At 70.6% G+C, this 14,196-nt stretch carries 12 protein-coding genes; 4 read left to right on the top strand and 8 right to left on the bottom strand.

Annotated elements, in window-relative coordinates:
- Positions 1 to 73 precede the first annotated feature (73 nt).
- Together AB0P24_RS24730 and AB0P24_RS24725 are read left to right on the top strand one after the other, a co-directional pair.
- A complete protein-coding gene (locus AB0P24_RS24730) occupies positions 74 to 1,549 on the top strand; it encodes a cytosine permease (protein WP_365797449.1) in 1,476 nt (491 codons plus the stop codon).
- A gap of 53 nt (positions 1,550 to 1,602) precedes the next feature.
- Positions 1,603 to 2,574, top strand: a complete 972-nt coding sequence (locus AB0P24_RS24725) for an LLM class flavin-dependent oxidoreductase (RefSeq protein ID WP_365797447.1) — start codon at positions 1,603 to 1,605, stop codon at positions 2,572 to 2,574.
- Positions 2,575 to 3,097: 523 nt separating this feature from the next.
- Here AB0P24_RS24725 and AB0P24_RS24720 read toward each other — a convergent pair.
- From AB0P24_RS24720 to AB0P24_RS24705, 4 genes are all read right to left on the bottom strand, one after another.
- The gene (locus AB0P24_RS24720) at positions 3,098 to 4,516 is read right to left on the bottom strand and encodes a sugar porter family MFS transporter (protein ID WP_365797445.1); all 1,419 of its coding nucleotides are present in this window, start codon (positions 4,514 to 4,516) and stop codon (positions 3,098 to 3,100) included.
- 318 nt (positions 4,517 to 4,834) lie between these two features.
- Entirely contained in the window at positions 4,835 to 8,404 is a 3,570-nt protein-coding gene (gene smc, locus AB0P24_RS24715) for a chromosome segregation protein SMC (RefSeq protein WP_365797443.1), read from the bottom strand.
- 281 nt (positions 8,405 to 8,685) lie between these two features.
- Positions 8,686 to 8,889 carry a hypothetical protein gene (locus AB0P24_RS24710; RefSeq protein ID WP_365797441.1) on the bottom strand — a complete coding sequence of 68 codons (204 nt, stop codon included), beginning with the start codon at positions 8,887 to 8,889 and terminating at the stop codon, positions 8,686 to 8,688.
- A 381-nt stretch (positions 8,890 to 9,270) separates the two neighbouring features.
- Positions 9,271 to 9,552 (bottom strand): acylphosphatase, encoded by a 282-nt coding sequence (locus tag AB0P24_RS24705; protein ID WP_365797439.1) that lies wholly within the window; start codon positions 9,550 to 9,552, stop codon positions 9,271 to 9,273.
- Between the two features lie 189 nt (positions 9,553 to 9,741).
- Here AB0P24_RS24705 and AB0P24_RS24700 point away from each other — a divergent pair, with 189 nt between their 5' ends.
- Positions 9,742 to 10,890 (top strand): CAP domain-containing protein, encoded by a 1,149-nt coding sequence (locus AB0P24_RS24700; protein WP_365797437.1) that lies wholly within the window; start codon positions 9,742 to 9,744, stop codon positions 10,888 to 10,890.
- Between the two features lie 157 nt (positions 10,891 to 11,047).
- Positions 11,048 to 11,449 carry a helix-turn-helix domain-containing protein gene (locus tag AB0P24_RS24695; RefSeq protein WP_365797435.1) on the top strand — a complete coding sequence of 134 codons (402 nt, stop codon included), beginning with the start codon at positions 11,048 to 11,050 and terminating at the stop codon, positions 11,447 to 11,449.
- Here AB0P24_RS24695 and mutM read toward each other — a convergent pair.
- The 4 genes from mutM to AB0P24_RS24675 all read right to left on the bottom strand — a co-directional run bounded on the left by mutM (position 11,422) and on the right by AB0P24_RS24675 (position 14,053).
- Positions 11,422 to 12,282 (bottom strand): bifunctional DNA-formamidopyrimidine glycosylase/DNA-(apurinic or apyrimidinic site) lyase, encoded by an 861-nt coding sequence (gene mutM / locus AB0P24_RS24690; RefSeq protein WP_365797433.1) that lies wholly within the window; start codon positions 12,280 to 12,282, stop codon positions 11,422 to 11,424. The genes AB0P24_RS24695 and mutM overlap by 28 nt on opposite strands.
- A gap of 81 nt (positions 12,283 to 12,363) precedes the next feature.
- Positions 12,364 to 13,218 carry a ribonuclease III gene (rnc, locus tag AB0P24_RS24685; RefSeq protein ID WP_365797431.1) on the bottom strand — a complete coding sequence of 285 codons (855 nt, stop codon included), beginning with the start codon at positions 13,216 to 13,218 and terminating at the stop codon, positions 12,364 to 12,366.
- Positions 13,219 to 13,226: 8 nt separating this feature from the next.
- Positions 13,227 to 13,400 carry a 50S ribosomal protein L32 gene (rpmF, locus tag AB0P24_RS24680; RefSeq protein WP_003951102.1) on the bottom strand — a complete coding sequence of 58 codons (174 nt, stop codon included), beginning with the start codon at positions 13,398 to 13,400 and terminating at the stop codon, positions 13,227 to 13,229.
- 2 nt (positions 13,401 to 13,402) lie between these two features.
- Positions 13,403 to 14,053, bottom strand: coding sequence for a YceD family protein (locus AB0P24_RS24675; RefSeq protein WP_365797429.1), 651 nt, complete (start codon positions 14,051 to 14,053; stop codon positions 13,403 to 13,405).
- Positions 14,054 to 14,196 lie beyond the last annotated feature (143 nt).

The following is a 14,196-nucleotide window of genomic DNA, read 5'->3' as shown; positions in this document are numbered from 1 at the left end:
ATCCTCGGAATCCAGTCACCCCCATTTGATACCTTTTGAGGAGATTGGTCGGACTCCCGTACGATGACTGACCATGAGCTCCACCGCCCACCACGATGGCGCGCTCGAACATCTCGAAGAGTCGCTGGCACACCACGGCCTCGAGACCCGGGGCCTCGAACCGGTCCCGGACTCCGAGCGCACCGGCACGCCCCGCGGTCTGCTCCCCACCTGGATCGCCGCCAACATCACCGTCCTGCTGGTGACCATGGGCGCGAGCCTGGCGGCGTCGTTCGGGCTGAACTTCTGGCAGTCCCTGGTGGTCGGCGTCGCGGCGCCGGTCGTGTCGTACGGCCTGGTCGGGCTCATCGGCATCGCGGGCAGACGCGGCGGCGCGCCGGGCATGGCCCTCTCCCGCGCGGTCTTCGGCCAGCGCGGCAACCTGCTCCCCGGCGCACTGATCTGGGTGGCGCGCTGGGGCTGGGAGACGATCAACGCGGTGACCGGCGCCTACGCGTTGCTGAGAGTGGTGGACGTCCTCTTCGGGATGAGGAGCAGCACCGCCCTGGTCGTCGTCGCGCTCCTCCTCTTCGTGATCGCCACGTTCGCGATCTCGGGCATGGGCATCGGGGCGGTCCGGTACTGCAACCGGTGGGCGACCTGGTTGTTCGGCGCCTTCTCACTGCTGGTCCTCGGCCATCTGATCGCGGCGACGGACTGGGCCGGGGTGTTCGGCCGGCCCGCCGGCTCCGCGGCCGCGATGGTCACCGGGGCCGGGCTGATCGCGGCGGGCGGGATCAGCTGGGCACCGTCCGCGCCGGACTTCGCGCGGTATCTGCCGGGTACGGCGTCCTCGGCGGCGATCGTCCGCAACACGGTCGGCGGCGCCGGGATCGTCGTACTCCCGTTGGTCCTGATGGGCGCGGTGACGGCAGCCGCCTCGCCGGCCCTCGCCAAGGCGGCCGACCCGGTCTCCTTCCTCGGCGAGGTCCTCCCCCGCTGGCTGGCGGTCCCCTATCTCCTCATCGCCCTGGTCGGGATGCTGACGATCAACGCGATGTCGATGTACTCGGCGGGCTTCACCGCGCAGACGCTGGGCTTCCGCATCCACCGGCACTGGGCGGTCGCGGTCAACGCGGTGATCTCGCTGGTCCTCGGTGGCGCCCTCATGCTGGTCGCGACCTCCTTCCTGGCCTCTTTCATCGCCTTCCTGTCGCTGCTGGCGGTGGCGTTCTCGGCGTGGGTGGGCGTCTTCGGGGTCGACATGCTCCGCCGCCGGGAGTACGACGCCGCGGCCCTCCTCGACACCACGCGCACCAGCGCCTACTGGTACCGGGCGGGCTTCTCCCCCGCCGCCGTCGCGGCCTGGGCGCTCGGCCTGGCCGCCGGTCTGCTCTTCACCACGTGCGACTGGTTCACCGGCCCGCTCGCCACCAACAACCCCGTCGGCCGGTACGGCCTCGGCTGGCTCTCGACGATCGCCGTCTCGGGGCTGCTGTACGGGGTGCTGCCGAAGCCGGCGGTGGCGCCGGGAGCCGCCGCCGGGCGGCGCTCGCCTATGGCTGTCTGACGCATCGTCAGCTAACGTCCCCCGCACCAGCCGCCCGGTGAAGGGGGTCCCCCATGGCCGTCTCGGTCGTCCGTTTCAACCTCGTCGAACCCGACGCCTCCCCGGCGACCCTGGCCGCCCGGTACCGGGCGGCCCTCGACATGGCCGCGTACGCCGACGAGCACGGGGTCACCACCGTGCAGACCGAGGAGCACCACGGCGTCGAGAACAACTGGCTGCCCTCGCCGTTCACCTTCGCGGGCGCGGTGTTCGGGGCGACCCGGAGCATCGCGGTGACCGTGTCGGCCGTGATCGGCCCGCTGCACGACCCGCTGCGGCTCGCCGAGGACATCGCGGTCCTCGACCTGCTCAGCGGAGGCCGGCTGGTGACGGTGGCCGGGATCGGCTACCGGCCCGAGGAGTACGCCCTCTTCGACGTGGAGTGGAGGCGGCGGGGGCGGCTGCAGGACGAGCTGCTGGAGACGCTGCTGAAGGCGTGGACCGGGGAGGAGTTCGAGTACCGGGGCCGTACGGTACGGATCACGCCCCGCCCCTTCACCGACCCGCACCCCCTTCTCCTCGTCGGCGGCTCCTCCAGGGCCGCCGCCCGCCGCGCCGCCCGCCTGGGCCTGCCGTTCTTCCCGAGCGCGCATCTGCCGGAGCTGGAGGCCTACTACAAGGAGATGCTCACCGAGTACGGCACGGAGGGCTGGACGATGATGCCCACGGCCGAGACGCCCCTGCTGCACATCGCCGAGGACCCGGACCGGGCGTGGGCCCGGTACGGCGAGCACTTCCTGCACGAGGCGCGCACCTACGCGTCCTGGCAGTCCGGCGACATCCACTCGGCGGTGCGGTCGGCCGCGACCACGGTCGGGGAACTGCGCGAGGAGGGCGTCTACCGCATCCTCACCCCCGAGGAGTGCGTGACGGCCGGACTGGACAACCTGGTCCTGCATCCACTGGCGGGCGGAATGCCGGTGGAGGAGGGCTGGCGGAGCCTGCGGCTGTTCGCGGAGACCGTGCTTCCGGCGCTGCCGGCGTAGCGGGGCGAGGCACACCGACGATCGGCCACGCGAGGGATTCGGCACCGCCGGACAGCGCCGTCGTGGCCGATCAGCGTGGCGGCGGAAAAAACGTCCGCAGCGAGACCTGCACGACAGGGGACTGCGCGACGGTTCGGCACCGCCGGACAGCGCCGTCGTGGCCGATCAACGTGGCGACGGAAAAAACGTCCGCAGCGAGGCCTGCACGACAGGGGACTGCGCGACGGTTCGGCACCGCCGGACAGCGCCGTCGTGGCCGATCAGCGTGGCGGCGGAAAAAACATCCGCAGCGAGGCCTGCACGACAGGGGACTGCGCGACGGTTCGGCACCGCCGGGCAACGGCGTCGTGGCCGATCAGCGTGGCGGCGGAAAAACGTCCGCGGTGGGATCAAGAGACCGAGCGTGTGTGCCGTGGGCATGAGCCGCCGCCCCGCCCGGGCAGTGACCGGGCGGGGCGGCGGGGGGAGACGAGGAGAGGGGCAGCGGGGACTTGGCCCTTCTCCCCGAGTCGAGGGGGCCTGCTCAGCCCATTTCCTCCAGGGCCTTGCCCTTCGTCTCCTTGACGTACCTGAGGACGAACGGGATGGAGAGGGCCGCGAAGACCGTGTAGATCACGTAGGTGCCGGAGAGGTTCCAGTCGGCCAGCGACGGGAAGCTCGCGGTGATGGCCCAGTTGGCCAGCCACTGCGCGGAGGCGGCCACGCCCAGGGCGGCGGCGCGGATCCTGTTGGGGAACATCTCGCCGAGGAAGACCCAGACGACCACACCCCACGACAGGGCGAAGAAGAGGACGAAGATGTGGGCGGCGATCAGGGCGACCCAGCCCTGCGTGGCCGGCAGCTTCCCGTCGACGAGGGCGTAGGAGAAGGCCCAGGCCTCCAGGGCGAGGCCGACGACCATGCCGACCGAACCGATGAGGGCCAGCGGCTTGCGGCCGACGCGGTCCACGAAGATCATCGCGATCACGGTGCCGATGATGTTGATGATCGACGTCGTGAAGGAGTAGAAGAACGAGTCCGTCGGGTCGACGCCCACCGACTGCCAGAGCGTGGAGGAGTAGTAGAACGCCACGTTGATGCCGACGAACTGCTGGAAGACCGACAGGCCGATGCCGACCCAGACGATCGGCTTGAAGAAGAAGGAGCCGCCGAGCAGGTCCTTGAACGTGGACCTGTGCTCGCTCTTCATCGCGTGCTCGATCTCGGCCACCCGGGCGTCCAGGTCGGCACTCTTGCCCTCGACCTCTTCGAGGATCGCGCGGGCCCGGTCACGCTTGCCGACGGAGAGCAGGAAGCGGGGGGACTCGGGGATCGCGAAGGAGAGCAGGCCGTACAGGACGGCCGGGATCACCATCACGCCGAGCATGACCTGCCAGGCCTCCAGGCCCATCAGCTTGCCGCGCTGGTCGCCGCCGGCGGCGTTGAGCAGACCCCAGTTGACCAGCTGCGAGATCGCGATGCCGACGACGATCGCGGCCTGCTGGAAGGAGCCGAGGCGGCCGCGGTAGGCGGGCGGAGCGACCTCGGCGATGTAGGCGGGGCCGATGACGGAGGCCATGCCGATGGCGAAGCCGCCGATGATCCGCCAGAGCGCGAGGTCCCAGAGCGCGAAGGGCAGCGCCGAGCCCACGGCGCTGACGGTGAACAGCACGGCCGCGATCTGCATGCAGCGGATACGGCCGATCCGGTCGGCTATCCGGCCGGCGGTCGCGGCGCCGATGGCGCAGCCGATCAGGGCGATGGCGATGACCTGGGCGAGGGCCGCGGACCCGATGTCGTAACGGCTTCGGATCGCCTCGACGGCACCGTTGATGACGGAGCTGTCGTAACCGAAGAGGAAACCGCCCATCGCGGCCGCCGCCGCGATGAAGATGACGTGCCCGAGGTGATCGGGGTGAGCCGTCCTGGCTCCTGACTGGGATTCCTGCGCAGTGCTGGTCACAAGAAGAACTCCTCGGGCCGCCGGCAACGCTGCCGGGGGTGGGGGGGTGAGCCCTCTCAGATCCAAGTGGCACTCGCACCACTCACACCTGAAGGCAAAAGCAACGTTGCAGAGACTATGCCTTCAAGTTTCGAAGTCAATAGTTGATGGGGTGTGAAGTTGCAGAGACCACACATCGAAGATGTGTTCATTACTTGAAGAAGAGAAGGGAGGGACGCACCCCGAAGCGACGCGGGGCCGTATCGATCTGCGGCTCCGCCGCGGGGCGCGGCCGGCCACGACGGCGGCGCGCCCGAACCCGTCGGTAAGGACCCGGCGTCAGCGCAGCCGCTGGCTGATGACCTTCGACACACCGTCGCCCTGCATGGAGACGCCGTACAGCGCGTCGGCGACCTCCATCGTGCGCTTCTGGTGCGTGATCACGATGAGCTGGGACGACTCCTGGAGCTCCTGCATGATGCGGATCAGCCGCTGCAGGTTGGTGTCGTCCAGGGCCGCCTCGACCTCGTCCATGACGTAGAACGGGCTGGGGCGGGCTTTGAAGATCGACACCAGCATCGCGACCGCGGTCAGCGAGCGTTCGCCGCCGGAGAGCAGGGAGAGCCGCTTGACCTTCTTGCCCGGCGGCCGGGCCTCGACGTCCACGCCCGTGGTGAGCATGTTGTCGGGGTCGGTCAGGATCAGCCGTCCCTCGCCGCCCGGGAAGAGGCGGCTGAAGACGCCCTCGAACTCCCTCGCCGTGTCCCGGTACGCCTCCGTGAAGACCTGCTCGACGCGCTCGTCGACCTCCTTCACGACCTGAAGCAGGTCGGCACGGGTCTTCTTCAGGTCCTCCAGCTGCTCACTGAGGAACTTGTGCCGTTCCTCAAGGGCCGCGAACTCCTCCAGGGCCAGCGGGTTCACCTTGCCGAGCTGCTGATAGGCCCGCTCGGCCGCCTTGAGCCGGCGTTCCTGCTCGGCCCGGTGGAAGGGCTTGGGCTGGTTGCGCGGGTGCTCGGGATCGTCCGGCAGCACCTCGCCCTCGGCGGGGGGCGAGGGCGGGACGAGCTGGTGCGGACCGTACTCCTCGACGAGCCCCGCCGGTTCGACACCGAGCTCCTCCAGTGCCTTGGCCTCCAGCTGCTCGATCCGCAGCCGCTTCTCGGCACCGAGTACCTCGCCCCGGTGAACTGAATCCGTCAGCTTGTCGAGTTCGGCCTTGAGGTCGCGGCCGGCGGTGCGGGCGGCGGTCAGCTCCTGCTCGCGCCGGGTCTTCGCGGCGTCGGCGGCGGCCCGTTCCCGCTCGGCCCGGCCGACGGAGACCTCGACGTGCGCGAGCAGTTGCCGCGCACCGGCGGCGACGGCCTCCGCGACCGCCGCCTCGTGGCGCAGCCGGGCCCGGCGCTGCTCGGCACGCGCGCGTGCCTCGCGTTCCGCGCGGGCGGCGCGGTCGAGGGAGTCGGCGCGGCCGGCCAGCCCCTTGACCCGCTCCTCGTGGGTACGGACCTGAAGGCGGGCCTCCATCTCGGTCTGGCGGGCGTTGGCGCCGTCGGCGGCGAGCCGGTCGCGCGTCGAGGTGTCGGGTTCCTCCTCGACGGGCATCTCCTCGGCCACGGCCAGCCGCTCGGCGAGGATCTCGACCTCTTCGAGGGCCTTGTCGAGGGAGTCCTGGGCGCGGGCGGCGGCCGCCGTGGAACGTTCCGCCTCGCCTGCCGCGCCCCGCGCCTGTCCGGCGAGGCGGCCGAGCTGCTGGGCGACCGCCGACTTCTCGCGGTCGGCGGCGCGGCGCCGCTCCCCCAGTTCCTCGACCAGGGCGGCGCACTCCTTGCGGTGCGCCTGGGCCGACATCTGGGCCTCGGCCAGCTCCGCGCAGCGGACGGCGAGCTCTTCCAGCTCGGCGGCGGCCTCGTCCACGGAGGCCTGTACTTCCAGCAGGCTGGGTGCGCCGGCGGAACCGCCGTGGGCGAAGTGGGCGCCGAGGAGGTCGCCTTCGGCGGTCACCGCGGTGAGGTGGGGGTGGCGGTAGACGAGGTCTTCGGCGGCCTCAAGGGTGTCGACGACGACGATGCCGCCCAGGAGGCGCCGTACGGCGGGCATGAGGTCGGAGGGGCCTCGGACGAGATCTGCCGCGAAGTGCGCTTCGGACCAGGGCGCTTCGGAGCGGGGCGTTTCGGACCGGGGCGGCTCAGGCGCACCCGCGAGCAGCAACGCGGCCCGCCCGCCGTCCTGCTTGCGCAGCAGCCGGATCGCGTCGGCCGCCGAAGCCGGGGTCGTCACCGCGATCGCGTCCGCCGCCACGCCGAAGGCCGCCGCCAGGGCGACCTCGTGGCCCGGGGTCACCGTGAGCAGTTCCGCCGCCGGGCCCAGGACGCCGGTGAGCCGGTCCCGCGCACCGAGCAGTATGCCCGTACCGTCCTTCCGCCGCAGGCCCAGCGCCAGCGCCTCGTGGCGGGCCTGGGTCGCGGCGCGCCTGCGTTCCGCCGTCGTGACCGCCTCGCGGGCCGCGGTCAGGGCCGCCTCCGCCTCGGTGAGCCGGTGCTTGGCCTGGTCGTGCTGGGCGGCCAGTTCCTCGTCGCCGGCGTCGAGGCCGTCGACCTCCGCCTTCAGCTCCTCGTACTCCTCGCGCGCCGAGACCGCCCGCTCCTGGGCCTCGTCGCGGGCGGCGGCCAGCCGGTCGATCTCGGCCTGGGCGGACGCGGCGCGCGAACGGGCCGCGCCCACCTGGCCGTTCAGCCGGGCCAGGCTCTCGCGGCGGTCGGCGATGGAGCGGGCCACGTCCTTCAGGCGCCGTTCCTCGACGGCCAGCTCGCGCTCCAGCTCGGCGCGGTGCGCGACGGTGTCCTCCAGGGCACGTTCGGCCGCCTCCAGGGCCGCCTCCAGTTCGGCCTCCTGCTCACGGATGCGGTGGGCCTCGCGCTCCATGTCCTCGGGGTCGCGGCCGCGCCGTTCCTCGGGGGGCGCGGAGGTGGCGCTCTTCACCCGGGCGTCGGCCAGCGAGATGGTGCCGCGGACCCGCTCGGCCAGCTGGGAGAGCTCGTACCAGGTCTGCTGGGCCCGCTGCACGCGCGGGGTGAGCTGCCGTACCTCGTCCTCCAGGAGGGCCTCCCGCTGGAGGGCCTTCTTCAGCTCCTGCTCGGCGGCTTCCTTGCGTTCCTTGAGGGCGGCCTCGTCGGCGACCTCGTTCTGGAGTGCCTGGCGCAGGCGTACCAGGTCGTCGGCCAGCAGGCGCAGGCGCGCGTCCCGGAGGTCCGCCTGGATGACGGCGGCCCTGCGGGCGACCGCCGCCTGGCGGCCGAGCGGCTTGAGCTGGCGGCGGAGTTCGTCGGTCAGGTCCTGCACGCGGGCGAGGTTGGCCTGCATCGCGTCCAGCTTGCGGAGGGCCTTCTCCTTGCGCTTGCGGTGCTTGAGGACCCCGGCCGCCTCCTCGATGAAGGCGCGCCGGCCCATCGGGTCCGCGTGCAGGACGGAGTCGAGCTGGCCCTGGCCGACGATGACGTGCATCTCGCGGCCGATGCCGGAGTCGGAGAGGAGTTCCTGGATGTCCAGGAGACGGCAGGTGTCGCCGTTGATCTGGTACTCGCTGCCGCCGTTGCGGAACATGATCCGCGTGATGGTGACCTCGGCGTACTCGATGGGCAGCGCGCCGTCGGAGTTGTCGATGGTCAGGGACACCTCGGCACGGCCCAGCGGCGGCCGCCCGGTGGTGCCGGCGAAGATGACGTCCTCCATCTTGCCGCCGCGCAGCGACTTGGCGCTGTGCTCGCCCATGACCCAGGTGAGCGCGTCCACCACATTGGACTTGCCCGAGCCGTTCGGCCCGACGACGCACGTGATCCCCGGCTCGAACCGGAGCGTGGTCGCCGAGGCGAACGACTTGAACCCGCGGAGGGTCAGGGCCTTGAGGTGCACGCCGTCGGACTTTACCCGGCGGCGCTAGCGCACTCCACGAAGCCTCGCAACCGCGCGGTTTCGCGCATGAACATGCAGGGCACACCAGACGTTAAAGAAGGTGAAAGGATGCGCGGGGCTGGAAAGGTCCGGCTCGGCTCGGGGGCGGGAAAGCCAAGAAGGACGAGCAGGAAAGGCAAGAAAGAAGGGACGCCGAGGCGTCCCTTGCAAATCTTGACAACTTGAGCGGTTGATATGGGCTGCCCAATCGCCGCATGTGCTGTCGTGGAGCGATGCAGCGATCAGGTGAGCGCAGGCTCCGCCTGGTTTGCGTCGATGCTCTCCATGATCCTGTCGTGAGAAGCGGCAGCCGTCAGCGAGTCGTTCTCGGCCTGAATCCGTACCAACTCGGATTCGAGGTCCTGGACACGCTGCTGGAGCCGTCGCATCTCGGCGAGGAGTCGCGGGTCGGAGCCGCCGACGTAACCGAGAAGCGCCTTTGCCATGATGGATGGTCCTCCACACTGAGTGACCGACCGAAGCGGTGTGGGTCGTGAGGGATCGCACCCGCGGTGCTTGGCACATCCGAGTGGTGCTCGGGTGTTGCGCCATGCCAAACAGCTAAGGTGCGCGGGGCTTTCAGCGTCTCACCAAAAAGTTTGACGGTCAACACGATCACGCCCCGTATTGGCGGGCGAACCCGCGGTCGGGCGGCCCTGGCCGGGCGGCGCTGCGACTCCTGCGGGGCCCTCAGGGCGTGGCGATCATCTGTAAGTGCGGAGCCTGCCACGACCCGCCGTTCTTGGCAACCACCAGGCCCTTTCTGCTCGGGGCACATGCCAGTGGCAATTCGCTCCGCTTCCGCCGCGCGGCCTCGCGCAACCGGCTCAGCGGATGGCGAAGCCGTCGTAGCCGCCCCGGGGTGTGTCCCAGATCTCGGTGACACCCTCCACGCGCCCGGGCGTGTCACCGCCCCGGAGCCAGTCGAGCAGCCCTTCGCACCCCGTCCGTGAGCCCTCCGCGACCACCTGGACGCGACCGTCGCCCAAATTGAGAGCAAAACCACTCAGGCCGCCGATCTCCAGCGCCTTGGCCCGCGTGAACCAGCGGAACCCCACGCCCTGTACACGTCCACGGACCCAGGCGACCAGTCGCACATCCTCGCTCATGGGTGCAACCTAACGGGCCAATGTCACTCGGGGCACTTCCTCCCGCGGCGGTATGGGGTACCGTCCCCACCCAAACGAATCTCATCTGAAACTCACTCGATCAGGTGAGTCTGGTTGACCAGAAGGAGTCATCGGCCACACCGGCCCTGGTCGACCCCGACCGCGAGGACGAGGGAAGAGGGCAGGGACATGGGACGCCACCGACGCCACGCCGCCGGCCGCGCCGCCACAGGCCGCGCCCCGGGGATCGCGGAGAGCAGCGGCTCGTACCCGGGCGACCAAGACCCGCAGGACTCGTTCGCGGCCCTCCGCTACGGCAAGGGCACGGCCGCCTACCTTCACCAGGACGGCTACGCCGAGACCAACGCGCGCAGCTCGGCCTACCTGTACGCGACCGACGACGACTACGCCGGGGACACCGGGACGGCTGCCTTCCCGGTCTCGGAGTTCAGCCCGTCCGGGGGCGGCCCCTCCGGCCATGCGCACCGGCGTCGGAAGAAGGCGGGGCGGCCCGTGGCCACCGGGCTGCTCGGGGTCTCCGCCGCCGTCGCCATCGGGACGGTCGCGGTGGCCACCGGTATGGTGCCGGGCCTGGAGAACTACAAGCTCGGCGGCGGCAGCAGCACGACCGGCGGCGAGCGGGTGCAGGCCGCGGGCACGCCCAGCAACACGGCCGCCGAGCAGGGCGGCACCTCCGGCAGTGCCGAGAGCCGCGGCACCGGCTCGTCGACCAGCCGGGACGCCCAGCGCTCCACCTCGCCCACGGCGACGGCGTCCGCCTCGAAGTCCGCGTCCACCTCCCCGCCGAAGTCCGCCGCCTCCTCGTCGCCCACCCCGACAAGGACCGCGACCGATAAGCCGGCGCCCACCGCCACGCCGTCCAAGACGCCGAAGGCCACCCCGAGCCGGACGGCCACCCAGGCCCCGGCGCGAACCGCCGCGCCGATCACCACCTCCGAGGAGGCCGTCGTGGCGGCCGAGGTGCTGAAGCTGGTGAACGAGGAGCGGGCCAAGGTCGGATGCAGCGCGCTGTCGGCGAACTCCTCGCTGACCCGGCTGGCCGAGTCGTTCAGCGACGACATGGCCGCGCGGAACTTCTTCGACCACACCGACCCGAACGGCAGGACGCCGTGGGACCGGGCCGCGGCGGCCGGCATATCCAACCTCGGCGGCGAGAACATAGCCCGCGGCCAGGCCACCGCCCAGGCCGTCATGGACGCCTGGATGAGCAGCGCGGGCCACCGCGCCAACATACTGAACTGCGACTTCAAGACCCTCGGGGTCGGGGTGCACTTCGGCGAGGGCGGCCCGTGGTGGACGCAGGACTTCGGGTACTAGCCGCACCTGCCACCGGGGCGTCATCGGCTGTCGAGCCATCGAGCCATCGGCCCATCGAGCCATCGGCCCATCGGGCCATCGCACTACCGGGCGAGCCGCGCTAACCGTTAGTTAGCGCACCCTGTCGGTTAGCGCTGAGCTCCCGTACGCTTGACGCATGACCATCACCCAGGACAGCGTCGCGGAGCCGCAGCCTCCGTACGACGTCTTCGCCCGGGCCTGTCCCTCCCGTACCACCCTTGAGCACGTCATGGGCCGCTGGGGCGGGCTCACGCTGAGCGCGCTGCACGAGGGGCCGTTCCGGTTCAACGAGCTGCGCCGGCGCGTGGACGGCGTCAGCGAGAAGATGCTCTCCCAGACCCTCCAGGCCCTGGAGCGCGACGGCCTGGTGCACCGCGAGGCGCAGCCGACCAACCCGCCGCGCGTCGACTACGAACTCACCCCGCTCGGCCGCGCGGTCGCCGAACGCCTGCTGGCCGTCGTCCACTTCGTGGAGAGCCGGATGGACGAGGTGCTGGTCGCCCGGGAGCGTTACGACGAGACGCGCGGCGCCCGCTGACACGTCGGGCAGAAGTAACTGGACCGGTTCATCCAGGGCCGCCGGCGCATCGGCGTACCGCACCGGCGGCAGGGCAGGCCCTCCCGGCCGTAGGCGTCCAGCGAGCGGTCGAAGTACCCCGACTCGCCGTTGACGTTGACGTACAGGCTGTCGAAGCTGGTGCCGCCGACGGACAGGGCCGCGTTCATCACGTCCCGTACATGGCCGAGGAGTTCGGCGGTGCGCGGCCGGGTGAAGCCGGCGGTCGGCCGCTCGTAGTGGACGCGGGCGCGCCAAAGGGCCTCGTCCGCGTAGATGTTGCCGACTCCGCTGATCAACGACTGGTCGAGCAGCGCCCTCTTGATGGTGGATCGCTTCCGGCGCAGCGCCTGGTGGAAGGCCTCGTCGTCGAACAGCGGGTCGAGAGGGTCACGCGCGATGTGCGCGATGACGTCCGGCAGTCCGTCGAGGGTGTTGTCGTGCAACGACAGCCCGCCGAAGGTGCGTTGGTCGACGAAGCGGAGTTCCGTACCCAGGCCGTCGGCGAACCGGACGCGGATGCGCAGGTGCTTCTCCTGAGGCGCCTCGTGCGGCTGGACCAGCAGCTGGCCGCTCATGCCGAGGTGCGCGAGGATCGACTGGCCGGTGTCCTCCAGCGGCAGCCACAGGTACTTGCCGCGCCGGCTCGGGGTGCCGACGCGGTGGCCCTTCAGCCGGTGCGTGAAGTCGTCGGCGCCGGCCAGGTGCCGTCGTACGGCACGTGGGTGCAGGACCTCGGCCTCGGCCACGACACGATGGGCGACCCACCGCTCCAGGCCGCGCCGTACGACCTCCACCTCGGGCAATTCAGGCATCGGGACTCCCGGGAAGGACCATAAGACTCCGAGCGCCCGCCCCAGGGCTACCGGGTGCGGGCGCTCGGACTGCGCTGTTCGTCAGACGGAGGCGGCGGACGACGACGGGCCGTCGTCCTCCTCGGCCTCGGCTTCGGCGGCCTGCTGGGCCGCCGCGGCCTCGGCGCGCTCGTCCGCCGCGGCGCGGATGGCGCGCCAGGCGGACTCGGCGGCCTGCTGCTCCGCCTCCTTCTTGCTGCGGCCGGTGCCGGTGCCGTACGAGACGCCTCCGACGCGGGCGGCAGCAGTGAAGGTCTTCTCGTGGTCGGGGCCGGTCTCCGTGACCAGGTACTCGGGTACGCCGAGGCCCTCCGTCGCGGTGAGCTCCTGGAGACTGGTCTTCCAGTCCAGGCCGGCTCCGAGGTTCGAGGACTTCTCGATCAGCGGGTCGAAGAGCCGGTGCACCAGCTCGGACGCCGAGTCGAGGCCCTGGTCGAGATAGACCGCGCCGATCACCGCTTCCAGGGTGTCGGCGAGGATGGACGCCTTGTCCCGGCCGCCCGTGCCCTCTTCACCGCGGCCGAGCCGGATGAAGGAACCCAGGTCGAGACCGCGGCCCACTTCCGCGAGCGCACGCGAGTTCACCACCGCGGCCCGCAGCTTGGCCAGCTGGCCCTCGGGCAGGTCGGGGTGGGTGTTGTACAGCGTGTCCGTGACGACGAGACCGAGGACGGAGTCACCGAGGAACTCCAGCCGCTCGTTCGTCGGCAGACCGCCGTTCTCGTACGCGTAGGAACGGTGGGTCAGCGCACGCACCAGAAGGGCGGACTCAAGCTTGTAGCCGAGCCGCCCTTCCAGAAGCGTGTGGGACGAGGCCGTGCTGTCCGCCTTCTTCTTGGCGGTTGGGTCCGCCTTGGGCTCATCGCCCTTCTTTGGACTGGACACAGTGCCTCTCACCTGGCCGCTCAGACTTCGAGGACCTGGCGCTTGTTGTAGGTGCCGCAAGACGGGCACGCGATGTGCTGCTGCTTGGGCTCGTGGCAGCGCTCGCACGCAACCAGGGTGGGGACCGCAGCCTTCCACTGCGACCGGCGGTGGCGCGTGTTGCTGCGCGACATCTTCCGCTTCGGAACAGCCACGGCTACTTCTCCTGCTTCTCGTCGACGCCCGCTTCCGCGTCAGCGCCGCTCATCTCGTCCTTCTCGCCGTCCTTCATGGAACCGGCGAGTCCCTGCAAAGCCGCCCAACGGATGTCGACGGCGTCATGGTGGTGGTCCGGGTCGTCCGTGAGCCGGGCTCCGCACTCGGAGCACAGGCCCAGGCAGTCGTCCTGGCACACCGGCTGCATCGGCAGTGCGAGCACCACCGCATCACGCAGCACGGGTTCGAGGTCGAACAGGCCGTCCTCGATGAAGAACCTGTCCTCGTCGTCCTCGGCGTCGTCGCCCGGTTCCGCGATCACGCGGCCCCGGTCGTCGGCGTCAGGGTACGAGAACAGTTCCTGGAAATCCGCTTCGAGCTCCTGCTCGACCGGCTCCAGACACCTTACGCACTCCCCCTTGGCCTGTGCACGGGCGGTGCCTGTGACGAGCACACCTTCCATGACCGACTCAAGCCGGAGTTCGAGCTCCACCGGGGCGCCCTGCGGCACTCCGATGACCCCCTTGATCCCGAAGTCCTCGGGAGCGTCGACCATGCGGGTCAGGCGCTGTAGCGCACCGGGCCGCCTCCCCAGCTCGTGTGTGTCGAACACGAACGGGTTGCGGTGGTCGAGGCGCGCGTGAGGAGCCATTCCTGCTTTCGATCTTCGATTTCAGAGGGACGCCGTCCGGAGATGTCTCCGGGCAGCGTGGATCGCGGACGTAGACGCGACCGAAGAGCCAGGATACTGGACCTTTCGCTGTCGGCCCAATCCGCCGGTCTTCCGCCGCCTTC

Origin of the sequence: Streptomyces sp. NPDC086519 (genome assembly GCF_040686075.1) — a bacterium.
Classification (GTDB): domain Bacteria; phylum Actinomycetota; class Actinomycetes; order Streptomycetales; family Streptomycetaceae; genus Streptomyces; species Streptomyces shenzhenensis.
Note: the sequence above shows the minus strand (reverse complement) of the source record. Positions and strands in the feature narration are given on the sequence as shown.

What these genes read in the sequence shown, in the direction of transcription:
- AB0P24_RS24730 (WP_365797449.1), top strand. Translation starts at nt 74, where the DNA reads ATGAGCTCCACCGCCCACCACGATGGCGCGCTCGAACATCTCGAAGAG.
- AB0P24_RS24725 (WP_365797447.1), top strand. Translation starts at nt 1,603, where the DNA reads ATGGCCGTCTCGGTCGTCCGTTTCAACCTCGTCGAACCCGACGCCTCC.
- AB0P24_RS24710 (WP_365797441.1), bottom strand. Translation starts at nt 8,889, where the DNA reads ATGGCAAAGGCGCTTCTCGGTTACGTCGGCGGCTCCGACCCGCGACTC.
- AB0P24_RS24705 (WP_365797439.1), bottom strand. Translation starts at nt 9,552, where the DNA reads ATGAGCGAGGATGTGCGACTGGTCGCCTGGGTCCGTGGACGTGTACAG.
- AB0P24_RS24700 (WP_365797437.1), top strand. Translation starts at nt 9,742, where the DNA reads ATGGGACGCCACCGACGCCACGCCGCCGGCCGCGCCGCCACAGGCCGC.
- AB0P24_RS24695 (WP_365797435.1), top strand. Translation starts at nt 11,048, where the DNA reads ATGACCATCACCCAGGACAGCGTCGCGGAGCCGCAGCCTCCGTACGAC.
- mutM (WP_365797433.1), bottom strand. Translation starts at nt 12,282, where the DNA reads ATGCCTGAATTGCCCGAGGTGGAGGTCGTACGGCGCGGCCTGGAGCGG.
- AB0P24_RS24675 (WP_365797429.1), bottom strand. Translation starts at nt 14,053, where the DNA reads ATGGCTCCTCACGCGCGCCTCGACCACCGCAACCCGTTCGTGTTCGAC.